This window comes from Marivita sp. (genome assembly GCF_020055635.1).
Classification (GTDB): domain Bacteria; phylum Pseudomonadota; class Alphaproteobacteria; order Rhodobacterales; family Rhodobacteraceae; genus Marivita.
Genome location: NZ_JAIPUT010000023.1, coordinates 36,037 through 60,563 on the forward strand (window position 1 = coordinate 36,037; position 24,527 = coordinate 60,563).

The window sequence follows — 24,527 nt, forward strand, 5'->3', positions numbered from 1 at the left end:
GCCCTTCGAAGGGCCTTCCCGCTCAACTCCGGCTGTCCGGCTCTTCCAATTTGACGCGCAGCTCGCGCAGAACCGGGATCGCCGCGCGCACCTTGGCGTCGCCCAGCTCGGACACCATCTCGGTGATCAGGGGCGTGATCGCAGCAACCGCCGCGTCGCGCGCCGCAAGGCCCGCGGGGCTGATCGACACCTGTTTGCGGCGGGCATCGTCCCAATCCGGGCGGATATGCACATAGCCGGCCGCTTCTAGCTTACCCAGGGTGTTGGTCATCGCGCCGCGCGTGACGTGAAACGCCTTGGCCAGTTGCGCCGGGGTCTTTTCCGATCCACCCCGGGCCAGCTGATTGAGTACTGAAAAGTGCGAGATCTCCATCTTGTTGGGCAGCACCCGCGTCAGGCGATTCCGCAACAGCTGATCCGCCGTCAGCAATTCGCTGAACAGGGAAATCGCAAGAGGGCTGCTGTCGCTCATGTCGGACCGGAATACACTCTGTCATGTTCCAAAGAGGGGATTTTCCGGCGGGCTTTCGCCACGTTGGACAGATCGACGTCAACCAGGTGAACCCCGAAGCGCTGGTCAGCATCCAGCAAGACCTCGCCCCAGGGCGACACCGCCATGGAGTGCCCATGCGTGGTACGCGGTTTGCCGTGGCTGATGGCATGTTGGCCGAATTGCGCGGGAGCAAGCACATAAGAGCCTGTTTCGATCGCACGGGCGCGCAGCAGCGGTTCCCAATGCATCGGACCCGTCGCCGGGGAAAAGGCCGCGGGCACCACAATGATCTCGGCCCCTGCCTGGGCCAGCGTACGGTAGAGATAGGCGAACCGTACGTCATAGCAGATGCTCAGACCGATGATTCCAAACGGTGTCTTGGCCGTCACGGCCCGGTCGCCCGGCTTGAACCCGGCGGATTCCCGGAACGTCTCGGTTTCGGTCACCTGGACATCGAACATGTGCAGCTTGTCGTAATGCGCGGCGATCGACCCGTCCGGCGCAATCAGGAAAGACCGGTTCAGGAACCGCTCCTCCGGCGGTTCGGCCTTGAGCGCGAGCGACCCGATCAGGAGCCAGATGCCCAGCCGGGCCGCCTCGTTGCGCAGGCCCTGCAATGTCGGGTCATCGACCTGACGGTGCAGGACATCGCGCTGGTGGCTGCGGCTGTTGCTGACGCAATTGGTGACCTCGGGTGTGACAATCAGCCCGGCCCCTTCGGAGGCAGCATTGCGCACAAGATCCGAGGTGACCCGCAGATTGTCCTGCGGATCATCCGACGACGAAAGCTGAAGCAGCGCCGCCCGCATCGTCTCAGGCCGCCAGAAGCGGGTCTAGCTTGCCCGCCCGGTCCAAGGCATAAAGTTCGTCACATCCGCCCACATGGGTGTCGCCGATAAAGATCTGCGGCACGGTGCGGCCGCCATTGGCACGCTGGATCATCTCGGGCTTGCGGTTCGGATTGGCAAGCACGTCGATTTCGGTAAAACTCGCGCCCTTCTGGGTCAGCAGACGTTTCGCGGCATGGCAGAACCCGCAGAGCGGTGACGTGTAGATTTCGATATTTTGCATGGCATTCTTCCTAACATGATTGTCAGGGATTTAGGCAACCTTTGCAACGCGTGCCAGAACAGTGACATAAATCTCTCTGCACTGTGCGCTGTGGCACGCCAGCGCGCAGGCGCCAAGCGTTGCGCCCGAGGTCATGACATCGTCCACCAGCAGGATGGGCCGGCCCTGCATCAACCGTGATTTTCGCTGCGCGGCCGAGATCGCATCCGTCAGTTCGACAAATCGTGCCTCGCGCGACTTGCCATCCAGCGACGTCGTGCGCCGCACCCGGCACAGCGCATCGGGGCAAAAGCCAAGTTCCAGCCGGTGGGCTATGGCCTGCGCAAGCAGCGCCGATTGATTGTAGCGGCGCCGCAAGAGGCGCGTCAGGTGCAACGGGACCGGAACCACCAGGGTATCGACCGGCAGTTTGCAGGGCAAGGCGCTCACCATCCAGTCGGCGGCGGTGCCCACGATCTCATGGCGATCCCCGTGCTTGAGCCCCAGCACGAGCTTGCGTGCGACCCCTTCATAGCGCAGCGGGGCCCGGCCCTTGGCCCAGGGACGGCCGATCGCCAGACAGTCATCGCAGTGCACCACCTCGTCCGATGCGCCGGGAAGGGGCACCCCGCAAAGATCACAGACCAGCCCCGTGATGAAGGGCGTTTGCGCAAAGCAGGCAGCGCAAAGGCCGTTGTCGTCTTCCACCAGCCCGCCGCAGGCAAGACAGCGCGGCGGATAGATCATCCGCAGGGCGATTTGCAATCCTGTCTGGAGCATCCTATCTGCCGCTCATGTCCGATACACCTCTTCTCACCGATCATGGCGCGCTGATCCTGCATCGCAATCGGGCCCGGCGTCGCCCGGCCCTGTTCCTGCATGAGGAAGCCCTGACCGATGTTCAGGATCGCCTGTCGCTGGTTAACAAATCCTTTCACGCGCCGGCGATTGTCACGCCCTACCCCGAGGTCTGGACGGACGCCTTCCCGGACGCGCATCTGATACCGGACAATGACGTGCTTGATCTCACCGAGGGCACACATGACCTGATCATTCACGCCATGGCGCTGCACTGGGCCAATGATCCGGTGGGACAGTTGATCCAGTGTCGTCGCGCATTGAAACCCGATGGCCTGCTGCTTGTCATCGCGCTGGGCGGCCAGACGCTGCACGAACTGCGCGCCGCGCTGGGGCAGGCCGAGATCGAGGTCACCGGCGGGTTGTCCCCGCGCGTCGCGCCAATGGGCGAAATCCGCGATCTTGGCGGGTTGCTGCAACGCGCCGGACTGGCCTTGCCGGTGGCCGATAGCGCGGTTCTGACGACAAGCTACGAAACGCCGCTTCACCTGATGCACGACCTGCGCGCGATGGGCGAAACCAATGCACTCAACGCTCGGATCAAGGGGCTGACGCGCCGCGATGTGATGACCCGCGCGATGGCGCTTTATGCGGACGCCTATGCAGATGACACGGGGCGCATTCCGGCCACGTTCGAGATCATCACGTTGACCGGTTGGGCACCGGACGCCTCGCAGCCCCAACCTTTGCGCCCCGGCTCTGCCGCGCATCGACTTGCGGATGCTTTGAATACAGTGGAAAGCCCACTGAAAGATTGACCTGACACAGATAGAGTTTAGTTAGCGCGCTAAACGATTTTAAGGATCCTGGCCCGATGTTGGACGCGACGAAAACAGCACAACGCCCGACCCATGCCCCGACCGATCATCCGAAGGTCCCGGCAGAACGCGTGGGGGTTCTCCTGGCCAATCTCGGCACACCGGACAATTACACCTATTGGCCGATGCGCCGCTACCTGAACGAGTTTCTGTCAGATCGCCGGGTGATCGACTACAGCCCGTGGCTCTGGCAGCCATTGTTGCAGCTCATCATCCTGACCAAGCGTCCCTTCAGTTCCGGCGAAGCCTACAAGTCGATCTGGAACGAGGAACAAGGCGAAAGCCCCTTGATGACCATCACCAAGGACCAGACGGCCAAGGTGACAAAGGCAATGCAGGAGCGCTACGGCGACCAGGTGATGGTCGATTTCTGCATGCGCTACGGCAACCCGTCGACCAAGTCCAAGGTGCGCGCCATGGTCGAGGCCGGGTGCCGCAAGATCCTCTTTTTTCCGCTCTATCCGCATTACGCCGGGGCCACCTCGGCCACCGCGAATGACCAGTTCTTCCGCGCCCTGATGGACGAGAAATGGCAACCGACGGTGCGGACAGTCGATCCGTATTACCAGCATCCGCTCTATATCGAAGCGCTCGCGCAATCCATTGAACGGGCCTATGACACGATCGAAAAGCGACCCGATATCCTTGTCTGCTCCTATCACGGTGTGCCCAAGCGCTACCTGTTGGAGGGCGATCCCTACCATTGCCAGTGTCAGAAGACGACGCGCCTGCTGAAGGAACGGCTGGGTTGGGAGGATTCCGAGATCACCACCACGTTCCAGTCAAAGTTCGGACCCGAAGAATGGCTCAAGCCTTATACCGTGGAAGAGGTCGCGCGGCTGGCCGAAGAGGATGGCAAGAAGAACATTGCGGTGTGCGCACCGGCGTTTTCGGCCGATTGCATCGAAACGCTCGAAGAGATCAACGAAGAGATCAAGGAAAGCTTTGAAGAGGCCGGCGGCGAGCATTTCACCTATATTCCGTGCCTCAACGATGATGACGCCCATATCGCGGCGCTGTCAGCCGTGATCGCGGAAAACATGAACGGGTGGCTTGAGTGATATTTGGCGGGGCGCGAAGCCCTGCCCGGTCTGCGATGGACACAAAAAAGGCGGTGCATCAGCACCGCCTTTTCCGTTAGTGAAATCCGCTGTGGATTAGTCCGCTGCAGCAGCAGCCAGCAGGGCGATAACGACCAGCGGGATGATGAGACCAGCGGAAGTGGAAGTTGCTGCGGCTTCTTCAACCACAACAACGGGTTCCATGACCACGTCGTCTTTTGCATAGGAACCGGCCATTGCTGTCGAAGCAGCACCTGCAAACGCAGCGGCGAGAACGAGTTTCTTCATGTTAACCTCCAGATATTCGCGAGTCGGTGCACATAGATGTAACACGCGACAAGCACCCAAGACTTACCTCGTAAGACTCTCTAACCAGCTTATAGGGTCAATTGCAAACCTATCTTATCGCTGAACTTTCTTGGTTCATTCCCATGTCGTCAAATTAGCAACACCTGAGTGCCTACTTTCGCCAACTCGTAAAGCTGTTCGATATGTTCGTTGTAAAGGCCGATGCAGCCATTCGAAGAGCGGCGTCCGATCTTGCGCGTATCATGAGTGCCGTGGATGCGATAATAGGTCCAGCTCAGATGCAGGGCGCGGGTGCCAAGCGGGTTGTCCGGGCCCGGCGGAACGTAGTCCGGCCACTCGGGATTGCGGATCTTCATGGACGGCGTCGGACGCCAATCGGGCTCGGGGTCCTTGAAGGTCACGCTTGTCCGGCCCCGGCGCGTCAGGTCGTCGGTGAGAGGCACGGAAGACGGGTAAAGCCGGTAGTTTCCGTTCTCTTCCCAGTAATGCAGGGCACGCGAATCGATATCCACGAGGATGGCGCCATTGGTCAGATCGCTGAAATAAGGTTGCCATTCAAGCGTCCGAAAGCTCGAGACATTGCGGCGCACGATCTGCGACAGATCGCGTTCGATCTCGACAGTGGACCCGTCATTGACGGTCTGGGCAATGGCCGGAGTTGCAATCATGGCAGCGGACCCTGCCAGAAAACTGCGGCGATTTACTGAAAAACGGGGAGTCTTTGCCATTTATACGGCCTCTCAGTTGGAAAAAGCATGAAAATTCCCGTATATGTATATTGCGTGAATGCCTCAGTCGCAATTCAAAGGAATGTCATATCGGCAAATCTCGGCTTTGTGTGTTTGCTCCTTCCCATGACTGAGGATAAGCCCGTCTGGGATCAAACTTGGGTGGCCTGACATGAAGCGTTCGACTTTCCTTCTGGGTGCAGCTGCGATGGCGTTGAGCGCATGCGCAACCGCGCCGACGCCGCCGACGCTCGGTCCGGATGGAAAACCGCTGCCGCGCGTGTACCAGATCCGACCCGGCGACACCGGGCGCATTCAGTTCCGGATGCTGGACGCAATCAACGCGCTGCGGCAGGCGTCAGGGGCACCCGCGCTCGAACTCGACGCCCGTCTCAACGCCGCCGCGGCAACCCATGCCCGCGACATGAGCGTTCAGAACCGCCCTTGGCATTTCGGCTCCGACGGTTCGTCCCCGATCACCCGCATCCAGCGCGCCGGATACCAGGGCAAGCTTGTCGGCGAAGCGATCTCGGAAACCTACGAAACCGAACTCGAAACGCTGGGCGCCTGGATGGAAGCGCCGAACACCCGGGCGGTGATTCTCGATCCGACCGCACGGGAAATGGGCTTTTCCTGGTACCAGGAATCAAATGGCAAGATCTGGTGGAACCTGATCCTCGGAACGCCCGAAGAAACCGGATTCATTCCGGTCAACGCGCCGTCCTGACCCGCACGGCGCCTTTGTCGCCCGATCAGGGATTGATGGTGATCGGCGTGCCGTTCTTCACCATCGAGTAAATTTCGCGCATCTCGCGGTTGGTCACGGCGATGCACCCCCATGTCCAGTCTCGCCCGCCCTTGCGGTTCTTCCAGGGCCGTCCGTGGATGAAGATGTCGCCGCCCGGCGATTTGCCCATTGTGCTGGCAATCTCGATGTCGCGCGGGCGCGGGTAGTCGATCCCGATGGACAGGTAGAAATTGCTGTTCGGGTTGCGCCGGTCGATCAGGTATTCGCCCTCGGGCGTGCGACCGTCGCCTTCGATCTGCTTGTGGCCCTGCGGCGCGAATCCCAAGCCGATGTCGTAGGTCTTGAGAACCGCTTTTTCGTGCAGCAGGTACATCTTGCGATCCGCCTTCTGCACGACGACCCGCGTCACCTCGGGTCCGCTATAGGTTGGAAACTTGCCGCAGGCTGTCAGCCCGAGCATGAGCGCCAGAAGACACAGGATTCGAAACATTTGATGCACACTGCCCGATTTGTTTTTTTGCAAGTGTACCAGAATTCCTGCCGCTCGGGGAAACGAAACCGTGATCCGGGGCTGGCGGATTACCGCTGATCCAGTCGTTTTTCGATCGCTTCAAGCCGCGCAAGCACCTGGTCGCGATAGGCATCGGTGCGTTCGTTCGATTCCTCGGCATGGGCATCCTGCATCGAGTTCACGATGAGACCCACCAGCAGGTTCACCACGGCAAAGGTTGTCACCATGATGAACGGCACGAAGAACGCCCAAGCCCACGGAAACACCTCCATCACCGGGCGAACGATACCCATCGACCAGGATTCCAGCGTCATGATCTGGAAGAGCGAATAGGCCGAGCGCCCAAGATCGCCGAACCATTCAGGGAAGGAATCGCTGAACAGCTTGGTGGCCATGACCGCGCCGATGTAAAAGATCAGCGCCATGAGAAGGAACACGCTGCCCATGCCCGGCAACGCGGTGATGAAGCCCTCGACCACCCGGCGCAGACGCGGCGTGGCCGAGATGACCCGCAGCACCCGCAGGATTCTGAGCGCCCGCAGCACGGAAAAGCCCTGGGTCGCCGGAACCAGCGCGATCCCGATGATGACGAAGTCGAAGATGTTCCAGCCGCTGCGGAAGAACCGCCAGCCATGCGCAAAAAGCTTGAGACCGATTTCGACCACGAAAATGAACAGGCACAGGCTATCCAGCGCCACGATCAACGGACCAGCCGTCGCCATCAACTGATCCGAGGTCTCCATACCCAGCAGGACGGCGTTGAACAGGATCACGCCAATGATGAAATTCGTTACCCACGCCTGATCCAGAAACGCGGCCACCTTGTTGCGCATTGCGCTGCCTCTTCACTTGCCCCGACGCAACAGCGCCACCAATTCCACATGGGTCGACCAGCGGAACTGATCAACCACTTGCACCCATTCCAGATCATACCCCGCCCGGATCAGGGTCGCCGTATCCCGCGCAAAGCTTGCCGGATTGCACGAAACATGCGCAATCCGCGGAACACGCGCCTGCGTCAATTCAGCTATTTGGGCGGCGGCCCCGGCACGCGGCGGGTCGATCACCACGCCGTCATATTTGCCCAGCTCGTCGGGCACGAGAGGATTGCGGAACAGGTCGCGCGCCTCATGCGTGACGCGTTTGAGCCCCGCCGCATTGCGCCAGCCGTGATCGAGCGCGCCAAGCATGTCGCGATCCCCTTCCACCGCGTGCACGGCGGCATCCCTTGCCAAGGGAAGCGCGAAGGTGCCACAGCCCGCAAACAGATCGACAACGCGTTTCGACCCTGTCAGCGCCTGTATCACAGCCTCTACCAGGGCCGTTTCGCCTTCTCTCGTCGCTTGCAGAAAGGCCCCAGGCGGCGGCGTCAGGTCTGCCGGGCCAAGCCGCAGCACAGGCGCGCGGCGCTGCAACGCGATCTCTCCGTCCCAGGCAACGCGGGCCAGGTCATGTTCGCGCGCAAGATCGGCCAGCGCCTGATGCAGCGCCACGTCCATCTCCTTGCCCCCGGTGACCGCCACGTCGAGCCCGGTATCAGTGCGCGTGAGCGACACCGACACCTCGCCCTTGCGCGATGCGCCCAGAACGCCCAGCGCCTCGACCATCGGCAAGGCGGCGGTCAGGTCGGGATGCACAAGCTGACAGGTCGGGACCGAAATGATCGTGTCCGAGCCTTTCATGTGGAACCCGGCCAGCGCGCCCTTTTTCGTGCGCCGGACAGAAAAGGTCGCCCGCCTGCGTGACCGGGGCGGCGATGTGACCGGGTCGGGCAAGTCGATCGCAATGCCATGCGCCGCCAGCGCCTGTCGCACCACGTCGCGCTTCCAGTCCGACACAAAGGCGTCCGAGGCGTGTTGCAACTGGCAGCCGCCACAAGAGCGGGCATGCGCGCAGGGCGGTTTCACGCGGTTCTCCGAGGGCGTGTCGATCTTGGGATCGCGCAGCTGTTCGCCATCAAGGGTGCCCGACACCACCTCTCCGGGCAGCGCACCGGGCACGTAAACCGGGCCGTCGGCAATGCCGTCGCCCAGATGTCCCAGTCGTTTGATCTTTAGCGTTGTCATGAAGCGGCTTTTGCCTCAGCCACGGTCGCGGGTCGAGGGCTATTCCGCCGCCTCTGCACCGATGAACCCGCCGGACTGCCGGTCCCAGTAGCGCGCGTAAAGCCCGCCTTTCGCCAGAAGCGCGTCATGTGTGCCCATCTCGAAGATCCGGCCCTGATCCATCACCACGATCCGGTCCATGCTGGCGATGGTCGACAGCCGATGCGCGATGGCGAGAACGGTCTTGCCCCGCATGACGTGATCCAGCGCCGTCTGAATCTCGGCCTCGACCTCGGAATCGAGCGCGCTGGTGGCCTCGTCCAGAACAAGGATCGGCGCGTCCTTGAGAATGGCCCGGGCCAGCGCGATGCGCTGTCGCTGTCCCCCGGACAGCTTGACCCCGCGTTCGCCCAGAAACGCCTCGTAGCCCTTGCGCCCCCGGTGATCTACGAGGCCCTGGATGAACTCGTGCGCCGATGCTTTCCTGGCCGCGTCATGTACCTCGGCGTCGGTGGCTTCGGGGCGACCGTAACGGATGTTTTCCATCGCGGAGCGGTTGAACATCGACGTTTCCTGCCGCACGACCGAGATATCCTTGCGCAGGGCGATCTGCGTGATGTCGCGGATGTCCGTCCCGCCGATGGTAACGCGCCCGTCCTCCACGTCGTAAAGCCGCAGCAGCAGCGACACCACGGTCGATTTCCCGGCCCCCGACGCACCGACCAGCGCGACCTTTTCACCCTCGGCGATCGGAAGGTCGAACCCGGTCAGCGCATCGGACGCGCCGCCATAGGCAAAGGTCACCTTCTCGAAATGGACCGGCCCCCGCGGTGCCGTGCTCCGCGCATCGGGGCGGTCGGTGATCCCGTGCTGCGGGGTCAGCGTGCCGATGCCGTCCTCGACCTCGCCGATATTGGTGAAGATCGACATGGCGACCCGGCCCAGCCGGTTGGTCAGCATCGACAGGCGCGTCGTGATCATCGCCGTCATGGCGATATCGCCGGCCGTGGCGCTGCCCCTGCTCCAGAGCCAAAGCGCCCCGAGAATGGCAAACAGCGGCAACATGCCCCCGAGCGTCATCAGGACCATGCGAAAGACCGCCGACAGCGTCCCGAAATCCAGCGACCGGTCCCGGTATTCGTCGAGGGCCGCGCGGGTGGCCGTGTCTTCGTCGGCATCGCGGGCAAAAAGCTTGACCGCCGCGATGTTGGAATAGATGTCCACCACCTGTCCGGTCACCTGCGTGCGCGCCCCGGCCCGTGCCTTGGACCGCTTCTGCACGCGCGGGATGAAATAGCGCAGCGCCGCCGCGTAGAAGACGGCCCAGATCACGAAGACCAGCAGAAGCCGCGAATCGATCGACGCCATCAGGATGAACGCCCCGATGAACATCGCAACCGAGTAGATCACGACATCCGACACCTCGATCACCATGTCGGTCAGCGCCCGCGCGGTCTGCAACGCCTTCTGGCTCAACCGTCCTGCAAAGTCGTTCTCGAAGAACTGCATGGAATGGCCAAGGGTGTGCTGATTGAGTCGCGCAAGGACCATCGGGTAAAGGTTCGGCCCGAGCAGGATGCCGGTCACACCCGCATCCATGACAAAGATCAACGGCCGGATCACCAGAAAGAACAGGACGCCGACAACGATGACAGGCCAGAAGCTTTCCCAGAACGCGCCCATCTCGGCCAGCGATGTCTGGTCGACCACCCAGCCTGTGAAACGCGCCGCGACCAGTTCGGAAATGCCGGTGACAAAGGTGATGGCAAAGGCGATCAGGATGGCGCGTTCCGATCCGCGCAACGCCCAGCGGATGAACGGCAGCATTGCCTGTGGCGGTGGCCCCTCGGCCGGGTCGAACGGTCGGATCAGGCTTGCGATTTTCCTCATTCCGCCGCCTGCGCCCCGATGAACCCACCGGACTGACGCTCCCAATAGCGGGCATAAAGCCCACCCTTGGCCAGAAGCGCGTCATGTGTGCCGATCTCGGCGATGTGGCCTGCATCCATGACAACGATCCGGTCCATGCTGGCGATGGTCGACAGCCGATGCGCAATGGCCAGCACCGTCTTGCCCTCCATCACCCGCTCGAGCGCCGACTGGATCTGTGCCTCGACTTCGGAATCAAGCGCGCTTGTCGCCTCATCCAGAACAAGGATCGGCGCGTTCTTGAGGATCGCGCGGGCCAGGGCAATGCGCTGACGTTGCCCTCCGGACAGCTTTACCCCGCGTTCTCCAAGATGCACATCATAGCCAGAGCGGCCCGACCCGTCTTCAAGCTGTTCGATGAACTCATGCGCCTCGGCCTTGCGCGCAGCGGCGTAGACCTCTTCCTCGGAGGCGTCGGGGCGACCATACCGGATGTTGTCCAGCGCCGAGCGATTGAACATCGCGGTTTCCTGCGTGACCATGCCGATCTGCCGACGCAGGCTTTCCTGCGTGACATCCGACACGTTCTGCCCGTCGATGGAAATCGTGCCTTTTTCGGTGTCATAGAGCCGCAACAGCAGTGACACGAGGGTCGATTTGCCCGCTCCGGAAGCCCCCACGATGGCAAGCTTTTCGCTAGGCGCGATATCGAGCGTGATGTTCTCGATCCCGCCGTCGCGCTGACCATAGGCGAAAGACACGTCATCAAAGCGGATCGCGCCGTGAGCCACCTGCAATTCCGGGGCCGAAGGCGTGTCGTCGATGCGATGCGGCGGCGCGAGGGTGTTCATGCCGTCCTCGACCTCGCCAAGGTGGCTGTAGATCACCATGATCGTGTAGCTGATCCAGCCCGTCATCTGGGACAGACGGATGCCGACAGCTCCAACCGCCGCCACTTCGCCCGGTGTCGCGCCAGCGCCGCGCATGCCGATAGCCATGGCCACGAGAACGACCGGAAGAATACCCGCGATGAACATCAAACCAAGGCGGAACAGTGTCTGTGCCTCGCCGAACCGAAGCGCAGTGACCCGCAGATCCTCCATCGCGCCAAGCGCCTTGCCGTCCTCGTGACGGTCTCCGGCAAAAAGCTTGACCGTCTTGATGTTGCTGATCGTGTCGACGACCTGTCCGCTGACCTGCGCCTTGGCTTCGGCCCGCGCCGCAGACCGGCTGCGGATGATCGGCAGCATCAATCGCAGAAAGCCGATATAGACGGCGAACCAGACCGCCATGGCCAGGATCATCCAGGGATTGACCGCGCCGACCAGAACCGCCGCGCCCAGAACCGTGGCAAGGCCGAAGGTGACGGCGTTCACCGTTTCGATCACGATCTCGGTCAGCGATGTCGACGCCTGCACCTTTTTCTGCGCCAGCCGACCGGCAAAGTCGTTGTCGAAAAAGGTCACCGACTGGCCCAGCGTCCAACGGAACATGCGGGCCATGACCTGCATGCCGATATTCGGACCGATCATAACCGATTGGGTCAGGGCAAGCCCCCCGAACAACAGCGGTCGCGCCACGAGAAGCACCAGAAGGCAGGCAACGACCAGCCCCGCATGATCGGAAAGGAAATCCTGCGACGGAGTCTGGGCCACCGCGTCCACGACGTTGCCCAGAAGCTGCATCGACACGACTTCGGTGATCCCTGCGAGAACCGAAATGGCAACCCCTATCCAGATCACACGCCAGCCGCCCCGCAGGCACCAGCCCATGAAGGCCCGCAAATGGATCGGCGGCACACCGGGAGCCGGGCCCACCGGTTCGATCTGGTTGCCAGCGCGTTCGATCAGTGTCTGGTATAAATGCCGCATCTATTCCGCTGCTTTCGTATCCGGATCGATGAACCCGCCCGACTGGCGGGCCCAGAACCCTGCATATAGTCCACCCAGCGCCAAAAGCGCGTCATGAGTTCCCTCTTCCACGATCCGCCCCTCGTCCATGACAAGGATCCGGTCCATGTGCGCGATGGTCGACAGACGGTGCGCGATGGCGATCACCGTCTTGCCTTCCATCATGCCGTAGAGCGTGTCTTGAATGGCGGCTTCGACCTCGGAGTCAAGCGCGCTGGTGGCTTCGTCCAACAGCAGGATCGGCGCATTCTTGAGGATCACGCGCGCCAGCGTGACCCGCTGCCGCTGACCACCCGAAAGCTTGACCCCGCGTTCACCCACCTGCGCTTCATAGCCGGTGCGCCCTTGAAGGTCCTGCAGGGTCCGGATGAAGGCGTCTGCCTGCGCCTGTTCGGTGGCGGCGACCAGGTCGGCCTCGGTTGCGTCCGGTCGCCCGTAAAGGATGTTGTCCCGAACCGACCGGTGCAGCAATGAACTGTCCTGCTGCACCATGCCGATGGCCATGCGCAGACTGTCCTGCGTGACCTTGGTGATGTCCTGACCGTCGATCAGGATGCGCCCGCTTTCCGGATCGTAGAACCGCAGGAGCAGCTTGACCAAGGTCGATTTCCCTGCTCCAGAGCGACCGATCAGACCCACCTTCTCCCCCGGCTGGATGGTCAGGCTGATCTGGTCGAGACCGCCGCTATCGCGCCCGTAATGGTGTGTCAGAGACTGAATCTCGATCTTGCCCTTGGCCAGTTGCAGGGGCTGCGCATCGGGATCATCGACAAGCGTGATCGGCTGCGCGATGGTCTGCATCCCTTCGGCGACCACACCAAGCTGGCGAAAGAACGACGTCAGCGCCCACATGATCCAGCCGGTCATCGCGTTCAGGCGCAGCGTCAGCGCGGTTGCGGCCGCCACAACCCCGACGCTCGCCTGACCCTGCATCCAGAGCCAGAACGCCCAGCCAACGACCGCGACGATCAACAGACCGTTCAGCGTGACAAGAACCACGTCCATGATGGTGAAGATCCGCATTTCGCGCTGGAACGTTTGCCGGGTCTTTTCGATCGCGTCCCTGGCATAGTCCAGTTCGGTCTTGTGATGTGCGAACATCTTGACCGAGTGGATGTTGGTATAGCTGTCCACCACGCGGCCCGTCACTTCGGACCGGGCGTCGGAAGCCGCTTGCGACGCGGGTCCGACGCGTTTGACCGTCCACACCACAAGCGCCCCGTAGAGAAAAAGCCACCCGATCAGCGGAATCGCCAACCTTGCATCCGCCTGCCCCAGAAGCACCAGCGCCCCGATCACATAGGCTATCGAGAAGGTAATCGCGTCGAATACCTGGAACACTGCTTCGCCGGCTGCTGGCGGGGTCTGCATGATCCGGTTCGCGATGCGCCCGGCAAAGTCATTCTCGAACCAGCCAACCGACTGCCGCAGCACGTGTTTGTGCGCCCGCCAGCGGATCAGCGTGCCAAAGTTGGGCAGGATCGTGTTGTTGAGCAACAGCACGTCCAGCGCCTGCAAACCGGGTCGGATCAGCAGGATGAAGACGGCGATCGCAATGAGCCAGCCGCCATATGTCTCCCAGACCTCGGCGGGATCTCCGGCCAGGATATCGACGACCCAGCCCATCACCCAGATCAGGCCGATCTCGATCGCGGCGACGACGACGGACATGATCGTCGCGTAGACGAATATGCGTTTGAACGGCTTCGCATAGTCGAGCATGAAGGGCAGCAACCGCGTCGGCGGCGTGTCCTTTTCGTCATAGGGGCCGTAAGGGTCCACGAGATTTTCGAAATAGCGGAACACCCAACGGTCTCCTTGAGGAATGCAGGGGGGACCGTGCCGCAGATGGCGGTCGGACCAAGAGGACAGTTGACGCAATGTTCGGTGTTGTCCGTGACACAGCGATCCTAGCGCGGCTTTTCGCCAGAGGGAACCCGGTCAGTCGAGAAGGTCGGATTTGCTCAGGGCAAAGCCCGAGGCGATCCAGCGATCCTCGAGCGCCCGCAACCTGTCGCCCAGCGCGGCCCCGGAATAGCTGGGCATCAGATCACTTGCCTGGATCGGAAACTGCGCCCTTGATCCCGCCTTTGCAGCCGTCAGAATGTCTGCATCCAGCGGCGAGTCCAGCATTGCCCCCCGCAAGATCAGCACATCCCGTGCGATGGTCTCGCCGTGGCGATAGCCAAGTTCTGCCGCCCCCTCGGAGGACGAAATCAGGCTCTGATACAGCGCAAGTTGCCTTTGATCCTTTTTCGACAGGCGTAATGCCGCCCCGTCGAACACGCCAAGCCCCGCGAGACGCCGGAGCGGGTTCGGGCGCATGTTGTGCTCTTGCTCGAGATGGACAAGCGGGGCCAGGGCGCGGGTATCGCTGCCCGGCAAGATGGCCTGCAAGACACCCGTCTGCGCCATCGATCCGATGGCCGGTGCCGGGTCTGGTGCGGACAGCAGCTTGATCATCTCGGCGCCGATCCGTTCACGCGACAGACCGGACAACCCATCCAGACAGTCGGCGATGGCGGCCAGCGCCTCGGCGTCGAATCCCAGATCCGGGTCGCCATACCAGGCGGCAAAGCGAAAGAACCGAAGGATGCGCAGGTAATCCTCGGAGATCCGGGCATGGGCGTCGCCGATGAACCTGACGCGCCGCGCCTCGAGATCGGCCAGACCGCCCAGCGGGTCGATCACCGTCCCATCGGCGCGTGCATAAAGCGCGTTCATCGTGAAATCACGCCGGGCTGCATCTTCGGCCATGTCGGTCGAAAACCGCACGACGGCGTGTCGTCCATCGGTTTCCGTATCGGCCCGGAACGTCGTGACCTCGTAGCCGGTCCCGTCAGAGACAATGGTGACAGTTCCGTGGTCGATTCCCGTGGGGACCGACTTCAGACCCGCCGCGAGGGCCAGCTGCTGAACCCTTTCAGGGACAGCATCCGTGGCGATGTCCACATCGGTGACCGTCACATCCATGAGCGCGTTGCGGACGCATCCGCCAACGGCAAGCGCGGTATCGCCCCGCGCGGTCAACGCGGCAAAGACGGCCTGCGTCGTATCCGAAGTCAGCCAGTCGCCAGCAACTTTCATGTGTCCTCCAGCCGTTCCGCCAGGCCCCGCAAAATACGCGCGGTTGCCCCCCAGATGTAATAGGGGCCAAAGGGCACAGTGTAGTAATGTCTGCGGGTCCCGCGCCAGCGCCGCGATTGGACCGTGAAAAGACCAGGCTGCGTGACATGCGCCAAGGGCACGCGAAACGCTTCGGCCACCTCGCCGGGTTCCGGGGTGATGTCGAAGGGCTTGTCGATCCAGCCAATGACCGGGGTGACAAGAAAGCCGGTCACGGTTTCATGCGTCGGCAAGGTGCCCAGAACCTCCACTCGGTCCGGAGACAACCCGACCTCCTCATGCGCCTCGCGCAGGGCGGCCGCCGTGACATCGGCGTCGCTGTCATCCTGTTTCCCGCCGGGAAAGGCGATCTGGCCGGGATGGTGCTTGAGCCGTGACGAGCGCTTGGTCAGCAAGACATCCGGTCCGTCTGCGCTTGCCAGAACCGGCACCAAGACACCCGCGGGACGCAGTTTGCGCCCGACGGGCAGGTCTACATCCGGGTTCAGATCGAAATCGGAAGACGCCGTGGTGTTCTTGCGCAGGGCCGCTTCGAGCCGGGCACGGTCATTCACCCGACACATCTTCGGCGTCGAACCCGACGGTGGCGGGATCAAGATCGTAATGTGCGCCGCAGAACTGGCAATCCGCCGTGACCCGGCCATCATCCGTCGTCATCTTTTCGATGTCCCGCGCCGAATAGATCGAAAGGCTTTGCCTGACGCGCGCTTCCGAGCAGGTGCAGCCAAACCGCACCGGCTGTGCATCGAAGACGCGGGGGCGTTCCTCGTGGAACAGGCGAAACAGCAGATCCGTCGCAGGCAGCGATGGGCCGACAAGCTCCATGTCATCGACCGTCGCAAGATGGAAATTGGCGCGGTTCCAGTTTTCGCCCTCATCCTCGTTGAGCAGGTCCTCGGCCAGTAGCAGCCCGCCTTCGCCGGACCCTCCCTCGGCGGCATGCGGCGACGCCTTGGGCATGTGCTGAATCATGATCCCGCCCGCGCGCCAGTGCTGCGCCACCCCCGGTTCGGTCGATTGACCAAAGCTGAGCGCGAACTTGGTTGGCAATTGTTCGGATTGTGAAAAATACGCCTCGGCACAGCTCGACAGCGTTTCACCGGACAGAGGAGTGATTCCCTTGTACGGCTGCATGCCTTTGCCCTGGTCCATCAGGATCGCGAAATAACCATCGCCGATCTGTTCCATCGCCGGGCCATCCGTAACCCTATCGGCGTCAAAGCTGGCATAGGCGCGGATGCGGGCAGGCTCACCCTCCTTTTCGGGTGCATAAAAATCCGTCGCGATCATTCGCACGGCGCCTCTCGACTGGACCTGCAATGACAGCTTCCAGCGCAGCTTGATCGTCTGTCCGATCAGCGCGGTCAGCAACGCCATCTCGGCGACAAGCGCCTCGACCGGGGCGGGGTAATTGTGCTGCTTGAGAATACCGCTCAACACACCGTCAAGCCGGGCCACCCGTCCGCGAATATCCGAACGGTCAAGTTGAAATGGCAGGACAGTGTCGTCCCAGGCGAGTTTAGAACCGATGGTCATGGAATTTCCTTGCTTGCCGCACGCGGGCATGTTCGGGACTATATAAGAGACGAACCGCGAGGTCCAAGGGGCAGAAGGGGATTGGCATGATCCGCAGATATGGCAATGCACCGGAATCGGGGCGCTCCTACAGGCTCAGGACCGGCGCATATGCCATCCTGCCGTCCTCCGACGGTCTGCTGCTGACCCGTCAATCCTCCCCGGCGCCGGAGATCCAGTTGCCCGGTGGTGGCGTCGACCCAGGCGAATCTCCTGTTCAGGCTCTGATTCGCGAGGTCTACGAGGAGACCGGCTGGCGCATTGCCCGTCCCTTGCGGCTTGGCGCGTATCGGCGGTTTACGTTCATGCCGGAATACGAGCTCTGGGCGGAAAAGATGTGCCTGATCTACATGGCGTCCCCTGTCAGGCGCCATGGGGATCCGCTCGAACCGGATCATACCGCCCTCTGGATGAGCATCGCGGACGCGCAGGCGAAACTTTCGAACCCGGGTGATCGGGAATTTGTCGAACTTTTCGCGTCACGCGCCTCCGTATTCCAGAAGCGCCGCTGAGATGTCGTCATCGAAGTCCTGACCCAGCCCCGTTCGGCGTTTCAGCGCCGCGTATAGCGAATCGAGGAAAGCCGAGCCGGATGCTCCTTCGGGGACAGACTGCAACAGTTCCATCAAACCCGCCTCGTCCAACAAGGATCCGTCCGGCAAAACCGCCTCGGTGAAGCCGTCCGTATACAGAAGCAGCCGGTCTCCGGGATCAAGCTGGATCACGTGATCCTCGTACTGCGCGTCGTTGATAAGTCCGATGGGCAGCCCGCCATTGCCGATGAACGCAACCTCGCCGGTGCGTCGAAGCAATATCGGCGGCGGATGCCCGGCCTGAGCGACTCGCACGCGCCCCGATCCAGCGGAGACATGCGCATAGGCCAGCGTCAGGTATTCGGTGACCCCTTGCTGGCGCACCATCCGCTGATTGAGCCGCGCGGCGACTGCCTTGGGCGCGAGGAAATCGAAGTCCGTCTCGGACCGGGCCAAGGCAAGGTTCTCGTCGGGATAATCCGGGCTCAGATACCCCGCGACGCGGGCGGTCATCATGGCCGAGGTGATGCCGTGCCCTGAAACATCGAGACTATACAGGCCGAAATCCCCGTTTTGTGTGCCGAACATCCCGGCCAGATCACCACCAACATGCCCGCAGGGCTGCAACAGAACACTGACCCGGCTCTTGCCGAACATTGCCTCTCGCACAGGCATCAGTGAGTGTTGCAGCACACGCGCCTGTTGCAGATCCTTGTCGATCGAGGCGTGGATGGTCTGCAATTCCGACAGGGTCTCGGCAATGACGGCGGTCTTTGCGCGCAGTTCCTGCTCCATCGACAGGATACGCGCTCCTGCGTTGATTCGCGCGCGAAGCTCGTCCCCGTTCACCGGCTTGGTCAGAAAATCGTCGGCCCCGGATTCAAGCCCCGAGGCCACGGCAGCCTTTTCCGACTTGGACGTCAGCAGGATGAAATAGCCATAAGACGTCCGCGGTGTCGCACGGAACGCGGCACAGAATTCCACCCCGCTCATTCCGGGCATCATCCAGTCCGAGATGACGAGATCGGGCTGGAACGTATCGCAGAGCGCGAGGCCCTGTTCGGCATCTTCCGCCTCGACCACGTCAAAGCCCCAACGTCTGAGCATCAGGGTGAGGATCCGACGCTGCACAAGACTGTCGTCCACCACGAGAACGCGGCGCAGACAGGTTTCCTGAACATCGGGGAACGCAAAACGTGCGTTCTGTAACATACTTTTCACCAACCCATGCGTCGGCCCCCACATGCCTGTCTAGGACCCAAATGTTAACCAGAGGTGAATCCTAAAATGCGCGCTATTCCAGATTTGCCTGTCGCAGGATCTTCATAGTTCCTTGGTACTGGAGAGCAGCAATGGAGGGTCCAATGATTGACTGGATACGCGTGGCCGAATTGCGCGATGAAATCGGTCCGGAAGATTTCGAAGAAGTCGCGGAACTGTTTCTGCTCGAGGTCGAAGACACGTTGTCCCGGCTGCCCGGCGCCATGAATGACACGGCGCAGATGCAGGAATACATGCATTTCCTGAAGGGATCGGCTCTGAACCTCGGCTTTTGCGATGTGACGGACCTCTGCAGCCAGGGCGAGTCGGATGCAGCCGCAGGGCGCCTAACCGTGGATATCCACCGCCTGAAGGATCTCTATGTGCAATCGCGTGCCGTGTTCGAAGCCGGATATGCAAAGCGCTTCGCGGCCTAGATGAACCTGTGCAGCGATTCGGGATCGGATCGGTCGGTCTGCTCTTTGACCCGCTTGCGCAAACGTTGCATTCCCGCAATCCAACGGTCCGTATCTTGCGCGCGGCGTTGGAAAAACGTCGCTGCCTCGGGATGCGGGAAAATCATGAACCGCCCCTCTCCGACCCCACGCAGGGTTGCCTCGGCGACGGCTTCGGGTTCGATCACACCATCGGGCCGCTCTGTGCTGTCGCTCTCATATCCCAGAAGCGGCGTCGCCACGTAAAGCGGACACACCACAGACACCTGAATACCTTCCGCGCCGTGGTCGATCGCCAACGATTGCGCAAGGCTGACGGCGGCATGTTTCGTGGCGCTATACGCCGCATCCCCGATCTGCGACAGCACGCCTGCGGCCGACGCGATATTGACCAACACGCCAGACCCGCGTTCAGTCATCTGCGGCAAGAGCATCCGTGACGCCCGAAGATGCGCCATGACATGCAGGTCCCAGCTTTTCTGCCAATGACCATCGGATTGCGACGCCGACCCATCCGGTTCGCCCAGCGCGAAACCCGCGTTGGAAAAAAGCATATCGACCTGCCCAAAGGCGTTCATTGCGGCGTCGGTCATGGTACCGATGCTTGCCGGGTCACACAGGTCACCGTGATGCGCGACGCCCCCGATCCTGTCGGCGACCTGCTGGGCCTTCGCTGCGGACAGGTCGCTGACCAAGACCCGGACACCCTGTTGCGCGAGGGCCGTCGCCAGCGCCGCGCCGATGCCCTGCCCGGCACCGGTGACGATCGCCGTGGCCCCCTCGAACCGCATCAGATCACGAATTGCGACAGCAGATCGTCGTCGGTGATGTCCTGGTAGGTGAAGCCTTCGGCGTCAAGCTGCGCGAACAGCCGGTTGAAATTGGCCGCGTCGCGGGTTTCGATCCCGATCAGGACAGAGCCGTAATTGCGGGCTGATTTCTTGAGGTACTCGAAGCGCGCGATGTCGTCCTCGGGACCCAGGAAATTCAGGAAATCCTTGAGCGCACCGGGCCGCTGCGGCAGCCGCAGGATGAAGTACTTCTTCAATCCAAGGTATTTCTGCGCCCGTTCCTTGACCTCGGGCAGACGCTCGAAATCAAAATTCCCGCCGGTGGTCACGCACACCACCCTGCGCCCCTTGATCGACTGCCCAAGGTCCTGAAGCGCATCGACCGACAACGCTCCGGCCGGTTCCAATACGATCCCTTCGACATTCAGCATCTCGAGGATCGTCGTACAGAGCCGGTCCTCGCGGATCGTCAGCGTGTTTGCCAGCCCGACACCATTGAGGCGCGCAAAGGTTTTCTGTCCGATCTGACCAACTGCCGCGCCATCGGCGAAGGTGTCGACACGGTCCAGGCGCACCGGCCTGCCCGCTTCGAGTGCCGCGCGCAGACAGGCCCCGCCCGCCGGTTCGACAAAGGTGTACTGGCACTGGGTGCCAAGGTAGCTCAGCACACCCGCAGAAAGCCCGCCACCCCCGACCGGCAGGACGATATGATCCGGCGCCGTGCCCAGCTGTTCCACCAGCTCCACCGCGACACTTGCCTGGCCTTCGATGACGTCCTCATCGTCGAAGGGCGACAGGAAATGCCCCCCTGCCTCGGCGCAGAACGCCTGAGCCGAGGCCAGCGTGTCGTCGAAATAATCCCCGGTCAGCCGGATCTCGATGCTGTCACCCCCGAACATCGAGGTCTTCTGGATCTTCTGCTGCGGCGTCGTCACCGGCATGAAGATCACTCCTTTCTTGCCGAAATGCCGACACATGAAGGCAACGCCCTGCGCGTGGTTGCCAGCACTTGCGCAGACAAAAAGCTCTGCAGAGGGACGTTTGCGCATCGCGTTGAACGCGCCGCGCAGCTTGTAGCTGCGCACGGGCGACAGGTCTTCACGCTTGAGATAGATCTCGGCGTCGTATTGCTCGGACAGATGGGCGTTGCGCAACAGGGGCGTCGGCGGGAACACGTCGCGCATCGCCTGCGTCGCATCGCGAACGGATTGGGCAAAATCGGTCATACACCACCCCTAGGCATTTTGCGCTCTTGCGCAAGCGATCACTCGATCGACCGGCCTTCGACGAAATGCCCGTAGAGCGTGGTCAGCACCGAGATCCCGATGATCGTGGCGAACCAGTTCACCACAAGCGAATAGACCAGGCTGATGATCGAGGTCGGGTCATCATTGAACCACGAGGGCAGCTGGATCACGATGCTGGCCCCGACCACGATGAGTGCAAGCATGAGGATCGGGCCGGACTGCCCCTTCGTCGCTTCCCACGCATCGCCCAGCTTGAGGGTCTCGCCAAGCGCCGCCGCCGGAAGCATGATCCCCAAGCGAAAGAACAGATACGCCGCCAGACCGATCAGGATCAGCGACATGACGCCAGCCAGCCACGGCAGCCCGATCGAGATGATGCCAACCGGAATAGACACGACCACCACACCCAGCACGACCAGGATACCGATCAGGATCGACCGACCAAGGTAGCTGATGATCTCGGAGCCGTGGAAACGCGGCACCCAGCCTATCGCAGTTTCGCCGGTCAGTGCGAACCGATGCCACGCAACCGCGATCCAAAGGCTTGCGATCACCGCCAGAAGGCCAAGGACAATGGTCGGCAGAATGGTGTCCGGCGCCATGACCGGAATCTGCGTGCCTTCGAACTCGGTCATCTCGGGCGGATTGAGAAAGCTGTAGATCGTGTACGCGCTTTGCACGAGGTAAAGCACAAGCGACAGGCGCAGCGCCTGATCCAGATTGGCCATCACCAGATTGAACGAATGCCGGAAGATCTGCCAACCCTTCATCCCACGCCCCTTTTCGACTTCACCTGCTTCGATAAGAGGCGGCTTCTTGCCCCTCTCGGGAAAAACAAGTAATCGCCCCGGCAAACCCGTTAAAGGAAAACCCATGTCTGCGCCCAAAAAAGTTGTGCTGGCCTATTCCGGTGGCCTTGATACCTCGATTATCCTGAAATGGCTTCAAACCGAATATGGCTGCGAAGTGGTGACCTTCACCGCCGATCTGGGCCAGGGCGAAGAACTGGAACCGGCGCGCGAAAAAGCGGTCATGCTGGGGATCGACCCCAGGAACATCTATATCGAGGATGTGCGCGAAGAGTTCGTGCGAGACTTCGTCTTTCCGATGTTCCGTGCCAACGCGCTTTATGAAGGGCTTTACCTGCTGGGCACCTCCATCGCGCGCCCGCTGATTTCAAAGCGGCTGGTCGAGATTGCCGCCGAAACCGGGGCAGATGCCGTGTCTCATGGGGCCACAGGCAAAGGCAACGACCAGGTGCGGTTCGAATTGGCGGCCTATGCGCTGAACCCCGATATCAAGGTGATCGCACCCTGGCGGGAATGGGATCTGTCCTCGCGCACCAAGCTGCTGGACTTTGCCGAAAAGAACCAGATCCCCATCGCCAAGGACAAGCGCGGCGAGGCGCCGTTCTCGGTGGATGCGAACCTGCTGCACACCTCGTCCGAGGGCAAGGTTCTGGAAGATCCCGCACAGGAAGCGCCCGATTACGTCTACCAGCGCACCGTGCATCCCGAGGATGCGCCCGACACGCCGGAAATGGTCGAGATCACCTTTGAAAAGGGCGATGCCGTGGCCATCAACGGCGAAGCGATGTCGCCAGCCACGATCCTGACCAAGCTGAACGAACTTGGCGGCAAGCATGGCGTGGGTCGTCTGGACCTCGTCGAAGGGCGATTCGTGGGCATGAAGAGCCGCGGCATCTATGAAACGCCGGGTGGCACCATCCTCTTGGAGGCCCATCGCGGCATCGAGCAGATCACGCTGGATCGCGGTGCCGCCCACCTCAAAGATGAACTGATGCCACGCTACGCAGAACTGATTTATAACGGGTTCTGGTACAGCCCCGAACGCGAAATGCTGCAAGCCGCGATCGACCACTCACAAGCCCACGTGACCGGCACAGTCCGGCTCAAGCTGTACAAGGGGTCGGTGCGCACGGTCGGACGCTGGTCAGAGCATTCGCTATACTCAGAAGCGCATGTCACGTTCGAGGATGACGCGGGTGCCTATGATCAAAAGGATGCAGCAGGCTTTATCCAGCTGAACGCGCTCAGACTAAAATTGCTCGCTGCGCGGGATCGTCGGCTGAAATAGAGCCTGATTTGGCTATCACTTTGGGCGGCGGGCGTATGCTTGGCCGCCCGAAATTTTGCACAATCAGCCCTATGCAATACGCAGTTTATACGCGCTGAGATGCTCATAGGCTGGCATGGCTGCATCCGCCAGCTCGGCTCGTGCGCCATCAAGCACCGGCAAAGCGCCCTCAGCCGACGCGAACCCGTCCGAGGTATGCACCGCGCCGTACCAATGCGATGCCCATACGCCATCCTGTTCATGTCCACCCACCGGCCAAGACAGCATGGAGGGATCAAAGGGCAGGCCGATTGCCGCACAAAGCAGACGCAACATGGGCTCTGGCGCGCGGCGTATGTCTGCGCTGTCGATCACGACGGGCCGGTGGCCTGCATCGCGCACCATCATGACTTCGTCTGGGAGCGGGACCGCTTTCTCGTCAACTGCGTCGATGACTATCTGGTCACGGCCTTTCCGCCTCGGCTGATGCAGATCGACCATGTGGTCATCAATACCCAGGCGGCGAGCGAGTTCAGCCGCCGCACCGGCCTGCCCTGCACGGTGATCCCGAATGTGATGGACTTCGACCAACCGCCGACACGGGGCCGTGGCGGCCTGCGCGCCGCGCTCTTCCTGCACGCCGCGGATGGCGGGCAGCATCATCGCCATCATGTGCTCCATGTAGCGCGGATCGCGCCAGTAGAGGCGAAAGACCTGTGAGAAAACAAGAAGATGCTCGGGCCGCGTCACGAGGCAGGCGCGCAGCGTGTAGAAGAAATCGCGCCGCGAGGTAAACCCCGCCGCCGCCACCGCGCGCACCGCGTCGATCACCCGCCCGGTGCCCACCGGCAGGCCCGCGGCGCGCAGCGCGCGGGTGAAATGGACGATATTGTGGGTGAGTTTCGGATCGTCCGGCAGATCGAGCGTCGGGAATTCGGTCATGGCGCGCCGTGGGGGCGCTGCCCCCACACCCCCGGGGTATTTCGAGCAAGAAGAAACATCAGGCGGGCGCCAGCGTGCTACGCGCCTCGTCGAGGATGCGCTTGGCCTCGGAGCCCTGCAGC

Annotated in this window: 26 protein-coding genes; 6 read left to right on the forward strand and 20 right to left on the reverse strand. The window is 61.8% G+C overall.

Annotation, left to right across the window (positions count from 1 at the left end; genetic code table 11):
- Positions 1 to 22: 22 nt before the first annotated feature.
- From LCF60_RS12395 to LCF60_RS12410, 4 genes are read right to left on the reverse strand one after another with little or no spacing between them, the layout of a single operon-like run.
- Entirely contained in the window at positions 23 to 472 is a 450-nt protein-coding gene (locus LCF60_RS12395) for a MarR family transcriptional regulator (protein WP_292292134.1), read from the reverse strand.
- Positions 469 to 1,302 (reverse strand): carbon-nitrogen hydrolase family protein, encoded by an 834-nt coding sequence (locus tag LCF60_RS12400; protein ID WP_292292136.1) that lies wholly within the window; start codon positions 1,300 to 1,302, stop codon positions 469 to 471. The genes LCF60_RS12395 and LCF60_RS12400 overlap by 4 nt, the downstream gene beginning before the upstream one ends.
- A gap of 4 nt (positions 1,303 to 1,306) precedes the next feature.
- Positions 1,307 to 1,564, reverse strand: coding sequence for a glutaredoxin 3 (gene grxC, locus LCF60_RS12405; protein WP_292292137.1), 258 nt, complete (start codon positions 1,562 to 1,564; stop codon positions 1,307 to 1,309).
- 30 nt (positions 1,565 to 1,594) lie between these two features.
- Complete coding sequence (locus LCF60_RS12410) at positions 1,595 to 2,323, reverse strand: double zinc ribbon domain-containing protein (protein WP_292292139.1); 729 nt, start codon at positions 2,321 to 2,323, stop codon at positions 1,595 to 1,597.
- A 14-nt stretch (positions 2,324 to 2,337) separates the two neighbouring features.
- On the opposite strand from LCF60_RS12410, the gene LCF60_RS12415 reads away from it, so the two are divergent.
- Both LCF60_RS12415 and hemH read left to right on the forward strand, forming a co-directional pair.
- The gene (locus LCF60_RS12415) at positions 2,338 to 3,159 is read left to right on the forward strand and encodes a methyltransferase domain-containing protein (protein ID WP_292292140.1); all 822 of its coding nucleotides are present in this window, start codon (positions 2,338 to 2,340) and stop codon (positions 3,157 to 3,159) included.
- A gap of 56 nt (positions 3,160 to 3,215) precedes the next feature.
- Complete coding sequence (gene hemH, locus LCF60_RS12420) at positions 3,216 to 4,280, forward strand: ferrochelatase (RefSeq protein ID WP_292292141.1); 1,065 nt, start codon at positions 3,216 to 3,218, stop codon at positions 4,278 to 4,280.
- 96 nt (positions 4,281 to 4,376) lie between these two features.
- Here hemH and LCF60_RS12425 read toward each other — a convergent pair whose 3' ends face one another.
- Entirely contained in the window at positions 4,377 to 4,568 is a 192-nt protein-coding gene (locus LCF60_RS12425) for a ferrochelatase (protein WP_292292143.1), read from the reverse strand.
- A 149-nt stretch (positions 4,569 to 4,717) separates the two neighbouring features.
- Entirely contained in the window at positions 4,718 to 5,317 is a 600-nt protein-coding gene (locus LCF60_RS12430; RefSeq protein ID WP_292292144.1) for a L,D-transpeptidase, read from the reverse strand.
- 172 nt (positions 5,318 to 5,489) lie between these two features.
- On the opposite strand from LCF60_RS12430, the gene LCF60_RS12435 reads away from it, so the two are divergent.
- Positions 5,490 to 6,044: a CAP domain-containing protein gene (locus LCF60_RS12435; protein ID WP_292292146.1), complete on the forward strand. Its 555-nt coding sequence runs from the start codon at positions 5,490 to 5,492 to the stop codon at positions 6,042 to 6,044.
- 25 nt (positions 6,045 to 6,069) lie between these two features.
- On the opposite strand, the gene LCF60_RS12440 is transcribed toward LCF60_RS12435, so the two are convergent.
- From LCF60_RS12440 to LCF60_RS12480, 9 genes are all read right to left on the reverse strand, one after another.
- On the reverse strand, positions 6,070 to 6,555 hold the full coding sequence (locus tag LCF60_RS12440) for a L,D-transpeptidase family protein (RefSeq protein ID WP_292292148.1): 486 nt from the start codon (positions 6,553 to 6,555) through the stop codon (positions 6,070 to 6,072).
- Between the two features lie 89 nt (positions 6,556 to 6,644).
- A complete protein-coding gene (locus LCF60_RS12445; protein ID WP_292292149.1) occupies positions 6,645 to 7,409 on the reverse strand; it encodes an ion transporter in 765 nt (254 codons plus the stop codon).
- A gap of 12 nt (positions 7,410 to 7,421) precedes the next feature.
- On the reverse strand, positions 7,422 to 8,642 hold the full coding sequence (locus tag LCF60_RS12450; protein ID WP_292292150.1) for a class I SAM-dependent RNA methyltransferase: 1,221 nt from the start codon (positions 8,640 to 8,642) through the stop codon (positions 7,422 to 7,424).
- A gap of 39 nt (positions 8,643 to 8,681) precedes the next feature.
- Positions 8,682 to 10,511: an ABC transporter ATP-binding protein gene (locus tag LCF60_RS12455; protein ID WP_292292151.1), complete on the reverse strand. Its 1,830-nt coding sequence runs from the start codon at positions 10,509 to 10,511 to the stop codon at positions 8,682 to 8,684.
- On the reverse strand, positions 10,508 to 12,361 hold the full coding sequence (locus tag LCF60_RS12460; RefSeq protein ID WP_292292152.1) for an ABC transporter ATP-binding protein: 1,854 nt from the start codon (positions 12,359 to 12,361) through the stop codon (positions 10,508 to 10,510). Before LCF60_RS12460 ends, LCF60_RS12455 begins: the two co-directional genes overlap by 4 nt.
- A complete protein-coding gene (locus LCF60_RS12465; protein WP_292292153.1) occupies positions 12,362 to 14,206 on the reverse strand; it encodes an ABC transporter ATP-binding protein in 1,845 nt (614 codons plus the stop codon). It lies immediately after the preceding gene.
- Positions 14,207 to 14,341: 135 nt separating this feature from the next.
- Positions 14,342 to 15,487 carry a CCA tRNA nucleotidyltransferase gene (locus tag LCF60_RS12470; protein ID WP_292292154.1) on the reverse strand — a complete coding sequence of 382 codons (1,146 nt, stop codon included), beginning with the start codon at positions 15,485 to 15,487 and terminating at the stop codon, positions 14,342 to 14,344.
- Entirely contained in the window at positions 15,484 to 16,089 is a 606-nt protein-coding gene (locus LCF60_RS12475; RefSeq protein WP_292292155.1) for a CoA pyrophosphatase, read from the reverse strand. The genes LCF60_RS12470 and LCF60_RS12475 overlap by 4 nt, the downstream gene beginning before the upstream one ends.
- Positions 16,073 to 17,062, reverse strand: a complete 990-nt coding sequence (locus LCF60_RS12480; RefSeq protein WP_292292156.1) for an Hsp33 family molecular chaperone HslO — start codon at positions 17,060 to 17,062, stop codon at positions 16,073 to 16,075. The genes LCF60_RS12475 and LCF60_RS12480 overlap by 17 nt, the downstream gene beginning before the upstream one ends.
- An 86-nt stretch (positions 17,063 to 17,148) precedes the next feature.
- Between LCF60_RS12480 and LCF60_RS12485 the strand changes: the two genes are divergently transcribed.
- Positions 17,149 to 17,613, forward strand: a complete 465-nt coding sequence (locus LCF60_RS12485; protein ID WP_292292158.1) for an NUDIX hydrolase — start codon at positions 17,149 to 17,151, stop codon at positions 17,611 to 17,613.
- Here LCF60_RS12485 and LCF60_RS12490 read toward each other — a convergent pair.
- The gene (locus LCF60_RS12490; RefSeq protein WP_292292159.1) at positions 17,581 to 18,846 is read right to left on the reverse strand and encodes a fused response regulator/phosphatase; all 1,266 of its coding nucleotides are present in this window, start codon (positions 18,844 to 18,846) and stop codon (positions 17,581 to 17,583) included. The two genes, LCF60_RS12485 and LCF60_RS12490, sit on opposite strands and share 33 nt — an antisense overlap.
- Before the next feature lie 152 nt (positions 18,847 to 18,998).
- Between LCF60_RS12490 and LCF60_RS12495 the strand changes: the two genes are divergently transcribed.
- Positions 18,999 to 19,331, forward strand: a complete 333-nt coding sequence (locus LCF60_RS12495) for an Hpt domain-containing protein (protein ID WP_292292161.1) — start codon at positions 18,999 to 19,001, stop codon at positions 19,329 to 19,331.
- Here the strand turns inward: LCF60_RS12495 and LCF60_RS12500 are convergent.
- Genes LCF60_RS12500 through LCF60_RS12510 form a run of 3 tightly spaced genes read right to left on the reverse strand, consistent with a single transcriptional unit; the run spans position 19,328 to position 22,157 of the window.
- Positions 19,328 to 20,140 (reverse strand): SDR family NAD(P)-dependent oxidoreductase, encoded by an 813-nt coding sequence (locus tag LCF60_RS12500; RefSeq protein ID WP_292292162.1) that lies wholly within the window; start codon positions 20,138 to 20,140, stop codon positions 19,328 to 19,330. The genes LCF60_RS12495 and LCF60_RS12500 overlap by 4 nt on opposite strands.
- Positions 20,140 to 21,366, reverse strand: coding sequence for a threonine ammonia-lyase IlvA (gene ilvA, locus LCF60_RS12505; protein WP_292292163.1), 1,227 nt, complete (start codon positions 21,364 to 21,366; stop codon positions 20,140 to 20,142). Before ilvA ends, LCF60_RS12500 begins: the two co-directional genes overlap by 1 nt.
- A gap of 38 nt (positions 21,367 to 21,404) precedes the next feature.
- Positions 21,405 to 22,157: a hypothetical protein gene (locus tag LCF60_RS12510; RefSeq protein ID WP_292292165.1), complete on the reverse strand. Its 753-nt coding sequence runs from the start codon at positions 22,155 to 22,157 to the stop codon at positions 21,405 to 21,407.
- A gap of 103 nt (positions 22,158 to 22,260) precedes the next feature.
- On the opposite strand from LCF60_RS12510, the gene LCF60_RS12515 reads away from it, so the two are divergent.
- On the forward strand, positions 22,261 to 23,484 hold the full coding sequence (locus LCF60_RS12515; protein WP_292292166.1) for an argininosuccinate synthase: 1,224 nt from the start codon (positions 22,261 to 22,263) through the stop codon (positions 23,482 to 23,484).
- A gap of 69 nt (positions 23,485 to 23,553) precedes the next feature.
- On the opposite strand, the gene LCF60_RS12520 is transcribed toward LCF60_RS12515, so the two are convergent.
- Positions 23,554 to 24,405 (reverse strand): hypothetical protein, encoded by an 852-nt coding sequence (locus tag LCF60_RS12520; RefSeq protein ID WP_292292167.1) that lies wholly within the window; start codon positions 24,403 to 24,405, stop codon positions 23,554 to 23,556.
- Positions 24,406 to 24,527: the final 122 nt, after the last annotated feature.